16 protein-coding genes and 1 other RNA gene are annotated in these 19,442 nt (G+C 45.1%); 2 read left to right on the top strand and 15 right to left on the bottom strand.

Annotation, left to right across the window (positions count from 1 at the left end; genetic code table 11):
• Nucleotides 1–82: 82 nt before the first annotated feature.
• The 3 genes from B5G00_RS14395 to ssrA form a co-directional block, all read right to left on the bottom strand.
• Nucleotides 83–1,591 (bottom strand): sensor histidine kinase, encoded by a 1,509-nt coding sequence (locus B5G00_RS14395; RefSeq protein WP_242971374.1) that lies wholly within the window; start codon nt 1,589–1,591, stop codon nt 83–85.
• A 3-nt stretch (nt 1,592–1,594) separates the two neighbouring features.
• Nucleotides 1,595–2,269, bottom strand: coding sequence for a response regulator transcription factor (locus B5G00_RS14390; RefSeq protein WP_087273950.1), 675 nt, complete (start codon nt 2,267–2,269; stop codon nt 1,595–1,597).
• Nucleotides 2,270–2,520: 251 nt separating this feature from the next.
• Nucleotides 2,521–2,873, bottom strand: a transfer-messenger RNA (tmRNA) gene (ssrA, locus tag B5G00_RS14385).
• Nucleotides 2,874–3,068: 195 nt separating this feature from the next.
• Here ssrA and B5G00_RS14380 point away from each other — a divergent pair.
• A complete protein-coding gene (locus B5G00_RS14380; RefSeq protein ID WP_242971373.1) occupies nt 3,069–4,157 on the top strand; it encodes a LysM peptidoglycan-binding domain-containing protein in 1,089 nt (362 codons plus the stop codon).
• Between the two features lie 120 nt (nt 4,158–4,277).
• Here the strand turns inward: B5G00_RS14380 and B5G00_RS14375 are convergent, their stop codons facing one another.
• Complete coding sequence (locus B5G00_RS14375) at nt 4,278–4,838, bottom strand: hypothetical protein (RefSeq protein WP_087273946.1); 561 nt, start codon at nt 4,836–4,838, stop codon at nt 4,278–4,280.
• A 228-nt stretch (nt 4,839–5,066) separates the two neighbouring features.
• Between B5G00_RS14375 and B5G00_RS14370 the strand changes: the two genes are divergently transcribed.
• A complete protein-coding gene (locus B5G00_RS14370) occupies nt 5,067–6,746 on the top strand; it encodes a DUF975 family protein (RefSeq protein ID WP_087273944.1) in 1,680 nt (559 codons plus the stop codon).
• A gap of 58 nt (nt 6,747–6,804) precedes the next feature.
• Here B5G00_RS14370 and B5G00_RS14365 read toward each other — a convergent pair whose 3' ends face one another.
• The 11 genes from B5G00_RS14365 to B5G00_RS14315 form a co-directional block, all read right to left on the bottom strand.
• Nucleotides 6,805–7,761 carry an ABC transporter ATP-binding protein gene (locus B5G00_RS14365; RefSeq protein ID WP_087273943.1) on the bottom strand — a complete coding sequence of 319 codons (957 nt, stop codon included), beginning with the start codon at nt 7,759–7,761 and terminating at the stop codon, nt 6,805–6,807.
• The gene (locus tag B5G00_RS14360) at nt 7,754–8,767 is read right to left on the bottom strand and encodes an ABC transporter ATP-binding protein (protein WP_087273941.1); all 1,014 of its coding nucleotides are present in this window, start codon (nt 8,765–8,767) and stop codon (nt 7,754–7,756) included. Before B5G00_RS14360 ends, B5G00_RS14365 begins: the two co-directional genes overlap by 8 nt.
• A gap of 6 nt (nt 8,768–8,773) precedes the next feature.
• Complete coding sequence (locus B5G00_RS14355) at nt 8,774–9,772, bottom strand: ABC transporter permease (protein ID WP_087273939.1); 999 nt, start codon at nt 9,770–9,772, stop codon at nt 8,774–8,776.
• A gap of 9 nt (nt 9,773–9,781) precedes the next feature.
• A complete protein-coding gene (locus B5G00_RS14350; protein ID WP_206423802.1) occupies nt 9,782–10,735 on the bottom strand; it encodes an ABC transporter permease in 954 nt (317 codons plus the stop codon).
• A 172-nt stretch (nt 10,736–10,907) separates the two neighbouring features.
• Nucleotides 10,908–12,596, bottom strand: a complete 1,689-nt coding sequence (locus tag B5G00_RS14345) for a peptide ABC transporter substrate-binding protein (RefSeq protein ID WP_087273937.1) — start codon at nt 12,594–12,596, stop codon at nt 10,908–10,910.
• Between the two features lie 221 nt (nt 12,597–12,817).
• Complete coding sequence (locus tag B5G00_RS14340) at nt 12,818–14,491, bottom strand: M3 family oligoendopeptidase (RefSeq protein ID WP_087274027.1); 1,674 nt, start codon at nt 14,489–14,491, stop codon at nt 12,818–12,820.
• A gap of 62 nt (nt 14,492–14,553) precedes the next feature.
• Nucleotides 14,554–15,024 (bottom strand): SsrA-binding protein SmpB, encoded by a 471-nt coding sequence (gene smpB / locus B5G00_RS14335; RefSeq protein ID WP_087273935.1) that lies wholly within the window; start codon nt 15,022–15,024, stop codon nt 14,554–14,556.
• Nucleotides 15,025–15,039: 15 nt separating this feature from the next.
• Nucleotides 15,040–17,247 (bottom strand): ribonuclease R, encoded by a 2,208-nt coding sequence (rnr, locus tag B5G00_RS14330; RefSeq protein ID WP_087273933.1) that lies wholly within the window; start codon nt 17,245–17,247, stop codon nt 15,040–15,042.
• A 114-nt stretch (nt 17,248–17,361) separates the two neighbouring features.
• Nucleotides 17,362–17,598, bottom strand: a complete 237-nt coding sequence (secG, locus tag B5G00_RS14325; RefSeq protein WP_087273931.1) for a preprotein translocase subunit SecG — start codon at nt 17,596–17,598, stop codon at nt 17,362–17,364.
• A gap of 55 nt (nt 17,599–17,653) precedes the next feature.
• Entirely contained in the window at nt 17,654–18,988 is a 1,335-nt protein-coding gene (gene eno / locus B5G00_RS14320; RefSeq protein WP_087273929.1) for a phosphopyruvate hydratase, read from the bottom strand.
• A 15-nt stretch (nt 18,989–19,003) separates the two neighbouring features.
• Nucleotides 19,004–19,396, bottom strand: a complete 393-nt coding sequence (locus tag B5G00_RS14315) for a hypothetical protein (RefSeq protein WP_087273927.1) — start codon at nt 19,394–19,396, stop codon at nt 19,004–19,006.
• Between the last annotated feature and the right edge of the window lie 46 nt (nt 19,397–19,442).

The raw sequence follows: 19,442 nt of genomic DNA, 5'->3' as shown, positions 1-19,442 counted from the left end.
AAAAAGATATCTGCTTATTTTCATCCTTTTAGTTTAACAGAATACTACCAAAAATGCAAATTTCTCCTACAGATTTTTACAATCACTCAGGGAAAATAGAGATTTCTGCCGGCCCGGCGCTTTGGAGTTCAAACCAGAATTCCACCCCATTATCATAATTCACCACACCGCACTTCTGATTCATGCTGTCCATAATGGCCTTTACAATAGACAGGCCAATCCCGCTGCCTCCATAGGCTCTGGTCCTTGCCTTGTCCACCTTATAAAACTTAATCCAGATTTTATCCAGGTCCTCCTGAGGAATAGGATCTCCTGTATTAAAAACAGATACCCTTACCAGGTTTCTCTTCTGAATAATCTTTACTTCAATTTTTTTATCATAATCCACATGATTCAGAGCATTGGATACATAGTTTGTAACAACCTCTTCAATCTTAAACTCATCTCCCCAGACATAAACCGGATCTTTCTGGACAAAACGCAGCTCTGCTTCTTTCTGGGAAGCCAGCAGCTGTGCAGAGTGGATAACGCCCTGAATCAAATCGGTAATATTAAACCTCTCCATAGTCACCTGGTCATTTCCGAATTCCAGCTGATTTAAAGTAAGAAGCTTCTTCACCATATTATTCATTTTTCCAGCCTCATCAATGATTACATCACAGTAAAATTCTCTGCTCTCAGGATCGTCATTGATGCACTCCTGAAGTCCCTCTGCGTAACCCTGGATCAAAGCGATAGGGGTTTTCAGCTCGTGGGACACATTGGATAGGAATTCTTTCCGCATTTCGTCAATCTGGGTCTTTCTTTCAATATCTTTCTGCAGCTCATTATTGGCTGTCTTTAGTTCCGAAATAGTCCGCTCCAGTTCCTCTGACATTTTATTCAGGTTATTCCCCAGAACTCCTACTTCATCCTGACTGGGACTGTCATATTTTACGTTGAAGTTCAGATTTGCCATCTCCTGAGAAAGCTCAGACAGCTTATGAAGAGGACTTGTAATTCTTCCCGAAAGGAGCAACACTACTACGGAGCTCAGGACAATCATCACACCCCCAATAGCCACATAGAACAAATTAGAAATCCTGGCACTTTCCTTCAGACTTTCTATAGGGGTAGTAATCAGAAATTCATCTCCGTTGTCCAGATTTCCATACATATTGATAGAATCTGTAATACTGGGAGTATTTACTCTTCTCTCCAAAATATAATTCTGGGAAGACCGGAGAATCTGCTGCTCTCCTTCAAGATTGAGCCGCAGACCAAAAATCAGCCGGTCTCTCATATCTTCCGCATCCTTAGCAAAAGATACGATCAAGGAAGCGTCTTCATCCAAAATGATCAGGGAAAGATTGTTTTCCAGAAGATAGTCTATAAAATCCCGGTTAGATGCCAGGCTGCTGTAGTTTTTCACATCATTGATCATATCATAAGTCTCAAAGAAACACTGCTCTCTGCTGATCGTATAAACTCTTTCCAAGAAAAAGGTATTGATCAGGATTATAACCACCAGAAACAGCGCCATCATTCCAATAAAGGTCACTGCCAGCCGGTTCCTGATGGATTTTCCCATAAAGTTCTTGATAAATTTCATGGCTTACACCTCGAATTTGTAGCCCATGCCCCAGATTGTCTTGATATACTCTCCTTTTTTCCCCATTTTGCTCCGCAATTTCTTTACGTGAGTATCGATAGTCCGGGCATCGCCGAAATAATCATAATTCCACACTGAATTGAGGATTTTTTCCCTGGACAGGGCAATGCCCTGATTTTCCATAAAGTAGGTGAGAAGTTCAAATTCTTTGTAGCTCAGCTCCATAGGCTCGCCGTCAATAGTGGCAATATGAGCGGATTTGTTGATTTCAATCCCCCCTGCCTGCAAAATATCCTCTGTACCTCTGGCGTTAGTCCTTCTCAGGATAGCTTCCACTCTGGCCACTAAAATCTTGGGGCTAAAAGGTTTTGAAATATATTCATCAACTCCCAGTTCAAAGCCTAAAAGCTCATCCCGCTCATCTCCTCTGGCAGTAAGCATGATAATCGGTACTTTAGAATTCTTTCTTATCTCTCTGCATACTTCCCAGCCATCCATTTTCGGCATCATTACATCCAGAATAACCAGAGAAATATCCTTCTCTTCATAAAAAACATCCAGAGCTTCCTCTCCGTCACCGGCCTCCAGGACGTCAAAATCCTGCTTCACCAGGAAGTCACGGACCAGTTTTCTCATTCTGCTTTCATCATCTACTACTAAAATCTTACACTTATCCATAATAAACTCCGCTCCTTTATTTAGCTATACCATAAAGCAAGGAGCCAAGCGAGCATTGAATCTCAATTTGGCGACTGCTGATGATATTAGTGTACTGGCAGTACCATAATTCATTCAATGTCATTAGTTGAATTATAGTCGCAGCAGTACACTAGCTACTATGTAGTTAGTATACCAGAGAATTTTGTCTGAAGTGTGAACTTTTTATACAACGCAATAGAAAAAAAGCCCAGCAAACACTGAGCTCTTTCCTATGGACCTGAGGGGAATCGAACCCCTGTCCGAAAGTCTATCCCTTGAAGCATCTCCCATCACAGTTATTCTTTTAATTTTCCCTTACCCCAACGCCGAATAACAGGCTTTCGGGCTCGGTAGCTTCATAAAATCTTCCCCAATCTCAAAGCTTTGAAAGTGAAGTTCCCCGCAAGGTCGATGCCAGATTCCCGGACAGCGGGTGATCCAGGGCTGACAAGCTGCAATTAGGCAGCTAACGCTACTCTATTATTGTTTGCGTTTATATTTAAGTTCCAGGTTGATACGCAGTCCCGGAGTCTGCGGATGGCTTCCTCAACTTCAAAACCCCCGTCGAAACCAGTACAAGCCCTCATATAAAAAGCTTTTCCTGTAACGCAAACCGGCAGTTTCAAGCATCCTTATCTTATAATTTTTTTTCTCCTTTGTCAAGGCGTAGCCGGTATTTTTCACGGAAGCATGAAATCAGAAAAGCATGAAATCCATGACCTTCGGACCCTGGTATCATATGATAAAGAGAGGGGATTTTTTGAAGGGAGGATTTTTTATGGCTTTAAATGGAATTGATGTTTCTCAGTATCAGGGGAATGTGGACTGGAATCAGGTGAAGGGGGCCGGTATTGCTTTTGCTATGCTCCGAGGCGGGTACGGAAAGAATAATGTGGATCCCTATTTTCATCAGAATGCCTCTGCCTGCCAGAAGCTGGGAATCCCCTTTGGCATTTACTGGTTTTCTTATGCATATAATGCCCAGATGGCAGCACAGGAAGCAGAATATTGTGCAGCTCTGGCAAAGCAATATAAAGTTACATGGCCCCTGGCCTATGACTTAGAGTATGACACTGTCCGCTATGCTGCACAGCAGGGTATAACTATCGGAAAAGCTCTCGCCACTACCATGACCGCAGCTTTCTGCGACAAGGTGAAGGCTTCCGGTTATATTCCTATGTATTATTCAAATCTGGATTATTACCGTACAATGTTTGATACAGAGCGTCTGCCCTATGACTTATGGTTCGCCCAGTACGCATCTGCCGCTTCTGTATCGGATATGGCAATGTGGCAGTATACTTCCACAGGAAGCGTTCCTGGCATTTCAGGAAACTGCGACAGGAATTATAGTTACAAAGACTACGGAAAGGGCACCGTATCACCTGAACCTGCCCCCTCTGTTCCCGATATATATACCGTTCAGTCCGGGGATACTCTCTCAGGTATTGCCCTTCGTTTTGGCACTACAGTCAGCAGTCTTGCAAAAATAAACGGAATCTCAGATCCTGACGTGATTTATCCAGGACAGGTGCTCCGTCTCAGCGGCAGCCCCGTCTCCGGCCAGACTATCTACACTGTAAAAGCAGGAGACACACTCTCAAAGATTGCCGCAGATTTTGGCACCTCTTATCAGACTCTTGCACAACTAAACGGCATCTTGAGTCCTGACCTCATTTATCCCGGTCAGAAGCTTAGTATCCCATCAGGCTCCTCGACCAGTATTTCCTACTATACCATACGTCCGGGAGACACACTCTCAGGAATCGCCCTCCGTTTTGGCACCACAGTCAGCCGCCTCCAGAGTCTGAACAATATTTCCGATCCGGATAAAATCTATGCAGGAACTAAAATCCGTATAAACTGATAAATATTTCAGCAGAGAACGAGTAGTTTATTTAATTCCCTAATAGCAAAAATCCCCAGAGACTGGATGGAACCAAATTTTCCAGTCTCTGGGGCAAGTTATGTAGCAAGGCTGAAATCCTTATGACTGGATTGCCTCTGCAATTTCTGCCATATTACTGATATTCAGATAACTGACCTGTCCTTTCTCGTCGGTCTGGGCGCTTCCCTCAATACCAATACTCTCTTCACTTTCCTCCCCACGGAGCTTAAGTTCGCCGCTGATTTCGTAGTCTCCCTGTACCTGCTGGACATCCAGATGCTCTAAAGACATTTCCCAGTTATTTTCACAGGCTTTCACAGAAATCTCATAAAATGCTGTTCCCGTCAGGTCTTCATATCCTTCTTCTGTCATATATTCCTGAAATCTTTCCTGAACCCATTGAGGAAGTTCTGCCGTAACAAGATTTTCTGAAGCAGCTTCTCCACTGTCTGGGCTTATCAGCTCTTCATACTCTGATTCTTCCAGATTTTGAAAAAGATTTTCTACTACTGCTTCCACATTTTCTGTTCCGTTGTTCATCTGCCCTTCACTGCATCCTGGAAATGCCAGACACAGGGCCGCTGCCGACAGTATTGCCAATATTTTTTTCATATTCACCGCCCCTCTCTTCTTTTCCTTTTTATATACATAATCTTCCATGAGAGAAAACCTCTCAAGTATTTACACACATTTCATTAGTTACACTATCTATACAGCCAGTATACCCTATTCCACCCTCTGTTACAATATACATGGGAGTATATTTCTTGCATTATTCCTACAGCTTTTGCTATACTGTAAATACCGGCTGTTCCTATTATATTTTTTAGAATATCCGGGTTTAGAAATAAAGGAGAAATCCGGATATGCCACCGGAAGAAAAGACAAATGCTGACACGAAAAGAATTGAAACAACGCGGAAAACACTCTCTGAAAAAACATTACCTGATTTTTACAGCCATATGCCTGATTTCCGCTTTTCTGGCCTCAGAATTCAGAGGATCCCTAAATTTTTCTACCCTTAGAAATTATGAGGAGTTTATAGATAATCCTGTATTTGAGGAATGGAGAGGCTTTCTTTTAAATATAATCCAGCAGATCAGTCCCGGGTCAATCCTGGTCACTATGTCTGCCTCTGTCAATTCCCTTGCAGTAACGGAAAAAGGCGGAATTGTTCTGCTGATCCTAACAGGCACTGTGGCCATGTTTGCATTCTGGGTGTTTATCCAGAATACCTTTGGCGTCATACTGCGGCGTATTTTTCTGGAAAGTCATACTTATGAGTCTGTTCCAATATCCAGGGTCCTGTTTCTTCTGAAAATAAAAAAATGGATGAAAGCCGCCTGGATCATGCTGGTAAAATCTGTTTTTCAGCTTCTGTGGTCTTTAACTATTATAGGAGGGATCATCAAACACTATTCCTATTTCCTGGTTCCTTACATTACTGCAGAAAATCCAGATATGACCGCCCGCCAGGCTGTCACCCTGTCCAGAAAAATGATGAAAGGCCATAAATGGGAATGTTTTGTATTTGAGCTGTCCTTCCTTGGCTGGGAGATCCTGGGCATTCTGACTCTGGGAGTCTTCAATATCCTATATACGAATCCCTATAAGACTGCTGCTTTTACAGAATATTTTGTGCAGCTGCGTCAGGAATCGAAAAAAGCCAAAATTCCAGGCACAGAGCTTCTCAATGACATTTATCTTTATGAAAAAGCTGATGCACTGCTGCTTATGGAAAAGTATGTAGATATCCTGGATATTATGGAAACACCATCTCCTCAGGAACCGGAACTTCCAGGTATCAGAGGCTTTTTTGCCAGGAATTTCGGTATTCTTTTGTTCTGGGGCAAACAGGAAAAACGCTATGAACAACTCCAGGCCCAGCATGTCCGGAATGCTGAATTATATGAGGCATTAAAAGGTACTGTGTATCCCACCCGTCTCCATCCGATTCCTGAAGAGAGTAAACGAAATCAGATTGAGTCTCTCAATTATATGCGTCAGTACAGCATCTGGTCTCTGATCCTCATTTTTCTTGGGCTTTCCTTTTTCGGCTGGCTCTGGGAGGTAACCTTCCATTTGCTCCTCAGCGGAGAATTTGCAAACCAGGGATTTCTGAATGGTCCATGGATTCCTATATATGGCAGCGCCTCTGTTTTAATCCTGACTTTACTGTACAGGCTGAGAAAAAATCCCGGCATGGAATTCCTTGCCTCCATTATTCTCTGCGGTTTTCTGGAATATATGACATCTCTGGTCCTGGAAACAATATCCGGAGGCATAAAATGGTGGGATTACAGTGAATATTTTCTGAATCTCAACGGAAGAGTCTGTGCAGAAGGGCTTCTTGTCTTCGGAGCAGGGGGGATAATCGTTGTATATGTACTGGCCCCCTTGGCAGACAATCTTCTCCATGCAGCAGACCAAAAGCTTCTGAAACTTTTTACCCTTGTCCTTCTGGTCCTGTTTTGTGTGGATGCAGCATATTCTCCCTTTCATCCTAATACAGAAACAGGCATCACAGAAACCAGTTTTTCCATTCCTATCAGAAAAGGGCTTTCCTAATAAAAAATCTGCCTTACAGCCGGTGTACTGACACCAGAGCTGTAAAGCAGATTTTTTATTATTCCATATCCAGATGACAGGATACAAAGTGTCCTGGCCGTGCCTCTCTAAGCTTCGGTGATTCTTTATGGCACTTCTCTGTGGCATATTTACACCGGTTAGCAAATGGACAGCCTGGTTTTGGATTGATCGGACTGGGTACGTCTCCGGAAAGAACACTGGCTTCTTTCTGTGCTTCCTTATCCGGATCCGGAATCGGAACAGAAGCCAACAGAGCCTGGCTGTAAGGATGGAGAGTATGCGCATAAATCTCATCACTGTCTGCCAGCTCTACAAGATTTCCAAGATACATAACTGCAATACGGTCAGAAATATATTTTACTATATTCAAGTCGTGAGCAATAAACATATAGGTAAATCCATGCTTATCCTGAAGTTCTTTCAGCAGATTGATGATCTGGCTCTGAATGGAAACGTCCAGAGCAGAAATCGGCTCGTCACAGACAATAAATTCTGGTTCTACTGCCAGAGCCCGGGCAATACCGATACGCTGACGCTGTCCGCCGGAGAACTCATGAGGGAAACGGTTGGCGTGTTCCCTGTTCAGTCCTACAGTTTCCAGAAGTTCATAGACTCTCTGGGTACGTTTTTCCTTATCGTACATTTTATGGATCTCCATACCCTCGGCAATAATGCTTCCAACCGTCATACGGGGATTCAGAGAAGCATATGGATCCTGGAAAATGATCTGAGCTTTCCGGGAATAATTGTAACGGTCCTTTGTATGCTTCATGTTTACTTCTTTTCCATCGTAAAGGATTTTCCCGCTTGTGGCAGGGTAAATTCCCATTACCACACGTCCAAGAGTAGATTTACCACATCCGGACTCGCCTACCACACCCAGAGTCTCGCCTTTATAAATATTAAGGGAAATATCATTGACTGCCACCAGAGTTCGTCCTTTTCCTACGTGGAAATGTTTGGACACATGGTCTAATGTGATGAGCTTATCCATTTACCTTTCCCTCCTTTGCTCCCGGAAAATCCGGGTGAAGTCTCCAGCAGGAAGCGGAATGTCCCTCTCCCAGCTCAAATACCGGCGGCTGATTTGCCTTGCAGATCTTCATGCAGTGTTCGCACCGGCTGGCGAATCCACAGCCCTGAGGCGGTGCATAAAGATCCGGTGGAGTACCTGGGATAGAAACCAGTTCTTCCTCTTTTTTTGTATCAATGGTAGGAAGGCTTCGCAGAAGGGCGATGGTATAAGGATGTCCCGGATTGTAGAAGATATCTCTTACGGAACCTCTTTCCACGATCTTTCCTGCATACATGACAGACACTTCATCCGCCAGATTTGCCACAACTCCCAGGTCATGGGTAATCAGGATAATGGCAGTCTTTGTCTCCTCTTTGATCTTTGCCATAAGCTGCATAATCTGGGCCTGGATGGTCACATCCAGGGCTGTGGTAGGCTCATCGGCAATAAGGAGCTGAGGATTGCAGGCCAGAGCCATAGCGATCATGGCTCTCTGCCGCATACCGCCGGAAAACTCATGGGGATACTGTTTTGCCCTCTCCTCCGGGTTAGGAATCTGCACCAGCTTCAGCAGGCGGACAGCTTCTTTTTCCGCCTCTGCCTTAGAAATCTTCTTTTTCTTTACCAGAGTCTCGGTAAGCTGCTTTCCAACCTTCATGGTAGGATTCATACAGGTCATAGGATCCTGGAAGATCATGCTTACCAACTGTCCCCTGATATTCTGCATTTCTTTCTCACTGGCAGCTACGATATCCTTGCCGCAGAGATCAATGCTTCCTTCTTTGATACGGGCAGGAGGCATAGGATTTAATTTCATGATCGTCTGGGCGGTAACACTTTTCCCACAGCCGGATTCTCCAACAATGGCCATTACCTCCCCTTTCTTAACCTCCAGGCTGACCCCGCGGACTGCGTGGACCTCTCCTGCATAAGTATCAAAGGAAACATGGAGGTTGTCTATCTTTAAGACATTATCATTTTCCATAGTTCTTTACCTCCTTAATTTCGGGTCGAATGCGTCCCGGAGCTGGTCTCCCAGCAGGTTAAAGGACAACATAGTTACACAGATGAACAGGGCTACCACTACCAACTGTGTAGGATACATCTGGAATACCTGAATGGCTGCATTGGCCATCATACCCCAGGAAGACTGAGGCGGTGCGATACCAAGTCCCAGCATAGACAGGAAAGCCTCTGTAAAAATAACATTTGGAATGTCCAGTGTGATATTGACAATGATGACACTCAACACATTTGGAACCAGATGCTTACCGATGATACGGGCGGGAGATGCACCCATGGATTTGGCTGCGATAACAAACTCCTGCTCCTTCAGGCTGACTACCTGGCCTCTTACCAGACGGGCCATACCGGTCCACCCGGTAAGTGAATAAGCTACAATGATAGTCCCCAACCCTCTGTCCATAACGGTCATCAGAAGGATAACGATGATCAGATAGGGAATACCGCTGATGATCTCCAGGATACGCATCATCACCGTATCTACTGCACCGCCGAAATATCCGGAAACACCGCCATAGATAACACCTACGAAACAATCGATCAGAGCCACGGCGATAGCGATGGTCAGAGAAATCCTGGCGCCATACCATACTCTGGCGAACACGTCGCGTCCAAGGCTGTCCGTTCCGAAAATATGCATCTGCCCTGTCACAGAATCCGGGGACATGATAGGTTTATTCTGAAACGCTACATTCTGCTGCTCATAGCCAAACGGACAGATCATGGGGAGAAAAATAGCCCCCAGAATGATCAGCGCCAGAATCGTCATACATACAATCGCTACTTTACTTTTTCTGATGCGGTTCCAGGCATCCTTCATAAAACTGATAGAAGGACGGGCAATGGCCTCCATGGAGGAAGCATCGGATCCGATCACCTCAAAGGCGTCCGCTCCGATTTTTCCGCTGACATCATAAGGAGTGTACTTTGGGGCCTGTACTGCTTGGGGTTGTTTCTTTTTTGCCATAGTGCTTTTCTACTCCTTTCTTCCTGTCAGTTTGATACGGGGATCGATCAGGCCGTAGATAATATCTACCACCAGGTTGGCCAGGATCAGGAAGGTACCGTAGAATACAGTAGTTCCTGCGATCAGCGTATAATTATTAGTCTGTACACTGGTTACAAAGTATTTTCCAAGACCTGGAATCGCAAAAATATTTTCTACAACAAAGGCTCCCGTCAGGATCGCTGCCACCAAAGGTCCCATAACCGTGATGACCGGCATGATGGCATTACGGACAGCATGCCTCCAAATAATCTGTCTCTGGCTCAGTCCTTTTGCTTTTGCTGTCTTAATATAATCCTGGCTTAATACATCCAGCATACTGGTACGCATAAGACGGCTCACGGTAGCCATGGAACCGAAGGCCAGAGCAAAGGCGGGCAGAATCTTACTGTGCCAGTCTGTCCAGCCCACAATAGCGAATACCTGAGTTCCTGTAGCCTGACCCAGCTTCAGAGCCAGGAAGTACTGAAGGATGGCACCCATAATGAAGGAAGGTACGGACACACCTACCAATGCCAGGAACATAGCGCCGCTGTCCCAGGCTGTACCTCTTTTTACTGCTGCAACGATACCCAGCAGGATACCCATGATAAATGCAAAGAGCAGTGCCCGGATGCCCAGGTCAAAAGAAACCGGGAAAGCCTCCCGGATAATATCGGTAACTTCTCTTCCGTCAGGTATGGAAATACCAAAGTCCCCCTGGAGGGCATTGCCGATGTACATCAGCAGCTGCTGGAGTACAGGTTTATCCAGACCATACTTTGCTTTCAGAGCTTCCATAACCGTATCGGGGATATCTTTTCCGCCGGTAAAAGGATCTCCCGGAAGCAGCTGCATCAGCAGGAAGGTGACGCTGGTCAGGACCAGGATCGTAATAAAGGAATAGACGATTCTCTTTAAAATGTAGCGTATCTGATTCGCCAAGATAACAGCTCCTTTCTCTTGTGTTTTCTTTTTTTACTGTTTATGTAAATCGCAAAGATCCTTTGCGATTTACATAAACAGACAGGAGCCCTGCCGGGAACATCTCTATTCCCTGGCAACGGCTCCTATCCGCTAAATCACTTTATACCTTTGTCAGCCGTATAACTTTCTATTATTCTGCTGCATCTGTAAAGTCGAATTCCTGGAATCCTGTACGTGTCATGTTCTGAACTTTATCAGATACGGCGTAAGTAACACCGCTGAAGTACAGAGGATAAATCGCAGCGTCATCATAGGTTACGATCTTTTCTGCCTGAGCCAGCATATCCTGACGGGCAACTACATCGCTTTCCTTCAGAGCATTTGCAATAAGTTCATCATACTGGGCATTGGAATATTTACCGTAGTTATTTCCGTTTGTAGTAGTGAACATATCCAGGAAAGTCATCGGGTCATTGTAGTCTGGTGACCATCCTGCATAAACCATATCGAAGTCGCCGCTGTCCATGGAAGCCAGACGGGATTTGAATGGCTGAGGTGTGATCTCAACGTCGATACCCAGAACTTCTTTCCACTGTGCCTGATAGAACTCTGCAGTTCTCTGTGCCTGTGACTGGTCGTCGCAGAGGATCGACAGATTCAGATCTTCTGCAGAAAGTCCTGTCTCCTGAAGTCCCTGTTCGAAAGCTTTCTTAGCTTCTTCTGCATTGTAGGAAACCACATCGCCTACGGCGTCACGGTATTTCTCGCCGTTAGCTCCGGCGATCGTTGTAGGTACAAGACCTGTAGCCGGTACAGAACCGTCTTTCAGGATGTCGTTGCAAAGGCTCTCTGTATTGATTGCCATACCAAGACCGCGGCGGATATTGGCATTGTCAAGGCCCTTGTCTGTTTTCTGTGTATTGAACTGAATGTACCAGTTTCCGTTGTCTACATAGCTCTCTGTTTTGATGCCAAGTGTCTCAGCCTGTGCAGTCTGGTCTGCTGTGATGTTGATACAGTCAACCTGTCCGCCCTGGAAAGCGTTCATACGTGTGTTGGCATCGTTCATCATTGTGTAGCGGATAGTTCCTGCTGCACATCTGTCCGGATCATAGAAATCAGGATTCTGTGTCAGAGTGATATGATCGTTGTGTACCCACTCAGAGATTGTATAAGCACCGTTTGTCACAATCTTATCAGCGTCGTCTCCATATACATCTGCACCGATCTCCTCATATGCTTTCTGGTTCATTGGATAATAGGAAGCAAAGGAGAACAAATGCTCAGCGTATGGAATCGGGTTTTCAAAAGTCACTTCCAGAGTGTAATCGTCAATAGCTTTAACACCCAGTTCAGAAGGATCCATAGTTCCTTCATATACTTCATTGCCGTTTAACAGGTTATCGTAAACAATGAAGGCATAGGAAGAAGCTGCTTCCTTGCTGCAGATAGTCTGATAAGAGAACACGAAATCGTGTGCCGTCACAGGCTCGCCGTTTGTCCATTTTGCGTCCTGACGGAGCTTCATGGTGTATACACGGCCGTCTTCGCTGACCTGTGTATCCTCAGCCAGGTCGGCAACCGGTGTATCGTTGGCGTCTAGTTTATACAGACCTACCATAACCTCACGGAGAATATCTCCGGAAGCAACGTCTGTTGTCAGAATACTGTTCAATTCAGGGGGTTCTGCACGAAGGTCCACTACATAAGTATCATCTTCAGCAGTTCCCGGAAAAGCTGAACTAGCTGCTTCTGTTCCATCGCTGGCTGCACTGGAATCTGAACCGGAAGTACTGCCGGAATCAGAGCTTCCACATGCGCCTAAGGACAGAACCATGGCGCTGGCTAAAGCCATTGCTAAGATTTTCTTCATTTTCATCTTAGAATTCCTCCCTTTCTGATGTCTCAATCCTGAAGTCAAAATTAGTCTTCTCCACTTCTTCGCTTTACTATAGAAAACCAAACCATACCAGTCTGCTATAGCGATTGAGCAATCCTCTTTATTATAATTGAATCTGCATTTTTGTCAACCATTTATGACGAAATTGTGTATTTTGTGTGTTTTTACCAAAGACAAATATCTTTTCTTGGCAATATAATTCATACTTCTTTTTCCAGATTTTCCACGATTTTACCTATGGTTCCGTCTGCAAAGGGAGAATCAATTCCTGCTTCCTTGAGAAGCTCTGTATGAAACTTTGAAGCGGACATCCTGCATAATTTCAAATAGCTCTCCCACGCTCTTTTATAGTCTCTGTCCATCCATGCCTTATATTCAAAGGCACAGAGCTGGGCGATCACATAATCAATGTAGTACAGGGGGAAGCTGTAAATGTGATGCTGTTTCTGCCAGAAACATCCTTTTTCAAAGAAGGGCAGTCCATCATAATCCATATGAGGTTTATAGATTTTTTCCAGATTTTTCCACACTTCTTTCCGCTCTTTCGGGCTCATTTCCGGATGATCGTATACTTCATGCTGGAATTCATCTACCATACAGCCGTAAGGCACGAACATCACCGCTTCTTCCAGATGCATTCTGGTGTAGTCCTCTGTAGTGTCTTTATCAAAGAACAGATGGTACCAGGGCTCTGTAAAGAATTCCATAGACATAGAATGGATCTCTGCTGTCTCCATACCGATATCCGCATGTTCTCTGATAGGATCTGAAGCCGCCAGATAGCCCTGGAAAGCATGGCCGCACTCATGGGTCATCACATCCACGTCGCCGCTGGTGCCGTTAAAGTTTGCAAAGATAAAAGGAGCCTTGTAATCCGGCAGATAGGTCATATACCCTCCCACTGCCTTTGTCTTTCTTCCAAAGACATCCAGCAGTTCGTTCTCCATCATAAAGTCAAAGAATTCTTTTGTTTCCGGGGAAAGCTCTTCATACATCTGCTGGCCTGCTGCCAGGATTTCTTCCGGTGTTCCCTTAGGGCTTGGGCTTCCCTCAGGGCCATATACCTGCTCATCGGAATAAGTCATATGAGAAAGCCCCAGCCGCTGCTGCCTTCTTTCATAAAGGCTTTCTGCAAAGGGAACAAAGACCTCTTTCACCTGACGGCGGAGATTTTCCACTTCTTTCCTTCCGTAGCAGTTTCTCTGCATTCGGAGATACCCCAGAGGCGTATATGTCTCAAACCCCAGTTTTTCCGCCTGGAGCGTCCGGTTCTTCACCAGTTTGTCATAGAGCTCGTCCAGTTTCTCTTCTATACTGAGGAAAAATTCATTCTGCTTTTCAAAGGCCTTTCTTCTCACTTCCCGGTCTTTGCTCTTCAAATAGGGAGTAAGAAGAGAGAGATTCAGTGTTTCTCCCTCCCATTCTATTTTGGCTCCCGCCAGCAGCTTTTCGTATTCTGTCACTAATGCGTTCTCTTCCTGCATGAGAGGAATGACCTCATCAGACACAGATTTCATGGCAATTTCGATATTTTTGAAGGCCACAGGTCCGATCTTCTCTTCCAGGACCTCCCTGTACGGGGAAGCAAACAATTCTTTCTGATAAGCCACACATAAATTGGAGTAAGCCGGGGTTTCCTGGTCGTAATAGTCCTGCTCCTCCTGATAAAATTTATCTGTGGTGTCTATGGAATGGCGGATGGAACAGAGGGTAGCCTGGGTGGACACCCGGTCTGTTAATGCATAATATTTTTTATGGATTTCAAACTGCTCCTCTCCGCTTTTGGCCTCTTTTAAGGCCTGGATCAATCCTGCAAGCTCTTCTTTTGCCTTTTCAAAATCAATCCTCTCATAAGGCATATCCTTAAATTTCATAAATTCTGACTTCCTTTCTCCAGTAGTTTTCTCCACAATATCATATAAAGACTTATAAGGCATTAATAAAGATTTTTCACCTTAAACTCTCTTTCTGCCTCCCGTCTCTGGTCTTTCTTGGCAATATCCTGGCGTTTGTCATAGAGTTTTTTACCCTTTGCCACACCAATCTCCACTTTTACAAGGCTGCCTTTAAAATATACTTTTAAAGGAACCAGGGTATAGCCCTTTTCCCGGATCTTCCCTTCGATTTTCCGGATTTCATAAGAATGAAGAAGAAGTTTTCTCACTCTCAGCGGATCTTTGTTAAATATGTTTCCCTTTTCATAGGGACTGATATGCATGCCCCAGACAAAAACTTCACCTTTTTCGATCTGGACAAAGGACTCTTTAATACTGCACCTTCCCATGCGCAGGGACTTTACCTCAGTTCCCACCAGCTCGATGCCTGCCTCATAGGTGTCTTCTATAAAATAATCATGATAAGCCTTTTTATTATTGGCGATCAGACGAATCCCTGATTCTTTGGCCATTTTCTAAACCTCCTGTTAATCTGCAAGGACAAAATCCACGGTCCGCTCCCTGGCATCTGCCTGGGCTACCCGGACCTTTACTTTCTGTCCAATGGCAAAACTTCTTTTCTTTTTTTCTCCTGTCAGCGTGTAATGGGCACTGTCATAGACATAATAGTCATCCATAAGAGAATTTACATGTACCAGACCTTCCACTGTATTAGGAAGTTCCACATAAAGTCCCCAGTCTGTCACGCCGGAGATCACACCTTCAAAAGTCTCTCCGATCTGGCTCTCCATGTATTCTGCTTTTTTCATCTTAACAGTTTCTCTCTCTGCCTCTTCAGCCCTTCTCTCCATGGCGCTGGACTGTCTGGCCACCTCATCCAGGATTTCCTCGTAATGGCTCATCTTAGCCTCTGTCATCTTTCCCCGGAGATTTTCCTTGATGATCCGGTGGATCTGAAGATCCGGATATCGGCGGATAGGAGAGGTAAAATGACAGTAATATCTGGCTGCCAGCCCGAAATGTCCTGTACACTCTGTTGTATACTTGGCCTGTTTCATGGAACGGAGGATCAGACGGGAGAAAAAGTCTTCCGAATCTTTTCCCTCCAGCTCTTTCAATATCTTCTGGACTTCTTTTGGCCGAATCTCCTCTTTGCTCTTCTTTACCTTTACTCCGGCTCTGTGTACCAGTTCCAGTACAGGTTCCATTTTTTCCATATCCGGAGTATCATGGGTCCGATATACAAAAGGAATCCCTGCCTGGGCATACTCCTGGGCAACTGTCTCATTGGCAGCCAGCATAAAGTCCTCGATGATCCTGGTAGCCACATTCTGTTCATAGGGATAAATCCTCACTGGTTTTCCATTTTCATCCAGCTCTATCTTGCTCTCCGGAAAATCAAAGTCTATGGCTCCTCTTTTCTTTCTCCGCTTTCTCAGAAGGGCAGAGAGCTCTTCCATCTGGAAAAACATGGGCAAGAATTCTCTATATCGCTCTGCCAGCTGCTGGTCCTCTTTCCGAAGGATTTTCTTTACGTCTGTGTATGTCATCCTTTCATTTACATGGATCACAGTCTCCGCAATCCCATGGGAAACCACTTTTCCCTTTTCATCAATATCCATAAGGCAGCTAAGGGCCAGACGGTCCTCCCCGGCATTTAAGGAACAGATTCCGTTGGAAAGCTTTTTGGGCAGCATGGGAATTACCCGGTCTACCAGATAAACGCTGGTTCCTCTCTTTAGGGCCTCCCGATCCAGAGCGCTGCTGTACTGGACATAATTGCTCACATCTGCAATGTGGACGCCCAGGTGGAAAAGATTTCCCTCTTTTGAAAGAGAGACTGCGTCATCCAAGTCCTTGGCGTCTTCCCCATCTATAGTGACCATAGGCACATCACGAAGGTCCAGTCTGCCATAGAAATCTCCTTCGTTAAGAGATTCTCGTATCCTCTCCGCCTGATTCAGTACCTTTTCCGGAAATTCCATGGGAAGTCCGCAGCTTTTGGCTACACTGAGCACATCAATGCCTTTCTCCTCTGAATTTCCTAAAACCTGAATGATCTTTCCTTCGGGAGATCTTTTTCTGGTCCCATAGTCCCGGATCTCCACCACTACTTTATCCTGATTCCTGGCTCCGAGAAAGTTCTCCTTCTGTATAAAAATATCCCGCAGAAATCTCTGGTTATCTGGAACTACAAAGCCGAATCCGGCAGATTCCTGAAAAGTACCTACGATTTCCCTGGTTCCTCTTTCCAGGACCTTTATCACCCGGCCTTCCCGTCTTTTTCCAGGTTTATTTTCTTTTTTCAGAGCAACCTGCACCTTATCTCCGTGAAAAGCTCCTCCTGTCTCTTCCTCAGGAATATAGATATCCTCTCCATTTTCATCCAGCAGCTCTACAAATCCAAATCCCTTTGCATGTCCCACAAATATTCCAGTAAGATACTTCTGGGCTTCTTTCTTTTTCTTCTCTTTTTTATCTCTTTTTCCTTTTTTCTCTTCTTTTTCCTGTTCCTTTTGGGAACCTCTCACTGCTTCATATTTTCCTCTTTTATTTATAGTGATCTTTCCTTCCTCCAGGAGCATATCCAGGATTTCATGAAGCTCGTCTCTCTTTCCTGCCGGCACCTGAAGGAGCACGGCCAGATCTTTGGCCCGCATGGGCTGATACTCTTTACAGCATATAAGATCATATACGATTTTTTTTCTTTTTTTAGTCTGTTGATTTTTCTTCAATTTTGCCTCCTAGGGGTATCAAACAATAGACAGCACGCCCGGCGAACTGTCTATTGTCGTGAACAAAAAGGCCGCCCCACTAAACCTCTCTCGTTTAATGCAGCAGCCTCATGCTTAAAAATTCAGATTTAATACTAAAGCCAGCACGAAAAACAAAACACCCATGATCCGTGTAGCCTTTACTAAAGCACCTTCCATGGAGCGGCCCTTGTTTTTGCCCCAGTAGGTTTCGGCCATTCCGGCGATGCTTCCAAGTCCCTGAGATTTTCCTTCCTGCATCAGAATGATCACAGTCAGTCCTATACAATCAATAACGAAAAGGATCGTTAATACAATTCTCAATATCTCCACTGTAACACCTCCTACCTGTTAAACACATCAAGTTTAACACATGCCTGGAAGGATTTCAACCGTTTTTCTCAATGTTTTTCCAGGGGCTTATATAGAGGCTGTGACTGCCCAAACGGTCTTCAATGGCCAGAAGCCGGTTATATTTTGCCGTTCGTTCTCCTCTGCAGGGAGCTCCGGTTTTAATCTGCCCTGCTCCCATGGCTACCGCTAAATCTGCAATAAAAGTATCCTCGCTCTCCCCTGAACGGTGGGAGATCACTGGATTCCACCCTGCCTTCTGTGTCATCCTCACAGCCGCCACGGCCTCTGTAAGGGTGCCGATCTGGTTTACCTTGATCAGCACTGCATTACCGGTCTTCTGACAGATACCTTTTTCTATTCTCTTTACATTGGTCACAAAAAGGTCGTCTCCCACAAGCTGTACTCTACTGCCCAGTTTCTCTGTCATCAGTTTCCATCCATTCCAGTCCTCTTCCCACAGACCGTCCTCAATAGAAACTATGGGATATTCCTCCAGAAGTTTTCCATAGTAGTCCACCATTTCCTGGGCAGTCCTCAGGATTTTTTCTCCTGTCATAGAAGATTCCCCCGGAAAGTAATATGCTTTTTCCTCTTCCAGATACAGCTCGCTTGCTGCTGCATCCATAGCAAAAGAAATATCCTTTCCCGGTTCATAGCCTGCCTCTCTGACTGCAAGGCTCATAAAGTCCAGTATCTCTCTGGCGTCTTTTACATCTGGAGCAAAGCCACCTTCGTCTCCTACTGCGGTGGACAGGTTTCGTTCCTTTAATATAGATTTCAGTTTCTGATAGGTCTCTGCACACATCTGCAGAGCCTCTTTAAAACAGCAGGCCCCTGTGGGCATGATCATAAATTCCTGGAAATCTACCGTATTGTCTGCATGTTTTCCGCCGTTTAGGATATTCATCATAGGCACAGGCATTCTGTCTGTGATACAGCCTCCCAGATACTGATACAGAGGCAGGCGGAGAGCTTTTGCAGAGGCGTCGGCCACTGCCAGGGAGACCCCCAGCATAGCATTGGCTCCCAGATGTTCCTTATTCTCTGTGCCGTCTGCCTCCAGGATCAGTCTGTCAATCTGGCTCTGGTCCAGGGCATTCTCTCCCAGAACAGCGTCAGCCAGCTTGGTATTTATATTGCTCACCGCCTTCTGTACGCCCTGACCTCCATAACGTTTTTCACCGTCCCGGAGCTCAAGAGCCTCAAATTTTCCAGTTGAAGCGCCGGAGGGCACAATTGCTTTCCCCGTATACCCGTCTTTCCCCACAACGCCTTCTCCGACTGTAACTTCCACTTCCACAGTGGGATTTCCTCTGGAGTCCAGCACTTCTCTTCCATATACTTTTCTAATTGGCAAATACCTTTCCATAGCAATACCTCCTGATCATTTTGGACTTCTTTTTTGTTTCCACGCCAGAGCCAGCAGGCATGTCTCACTGATGGTCCACAAAAATATCATCTCCATCCATTGAGCTCTGCCCTCTGCCTCCATAGTCTGTATTTTTTCCGTCTCCTGTTCATCCGGGGTATCTTCCATCCTGAGTTCCAGGGCTGACATCTGTTTTTTCTTATTGATCTGTATTTCTGTCTTATATTTTTTCTGGTCCAATGCATAATATTCCCCGGTTTTTATGTCCCAAACCAGGTATTTTCCTGGAAACTTATCTATGAACCTTCCTCTGACAGCTTTTCCAGCCAGTATTACACAGCACAGGGATAAAAGCAGCAGCAAAAATATCTTTTTGATTTCATTTTTTCTTTTTTTGCTTTTTTTCATACACAGTCCCCTTTCCCAGGGAACAAAAAGGTGCAAGCTCCCCAGA

The sequence above is a fragment of the Blautia sp. An46 genome (genome assembly GCF_002161645.1).
GTDB classification, from domain to species: domain Bacteria; phylum Bacillota; class Clostridia; order Lachnospirales; family Lachnospiraceae; genus Blautia; species Blautia ornithocaccae.
This window is presented reverse-complemented; position numbering and strand designations above follow the sequence as displayed.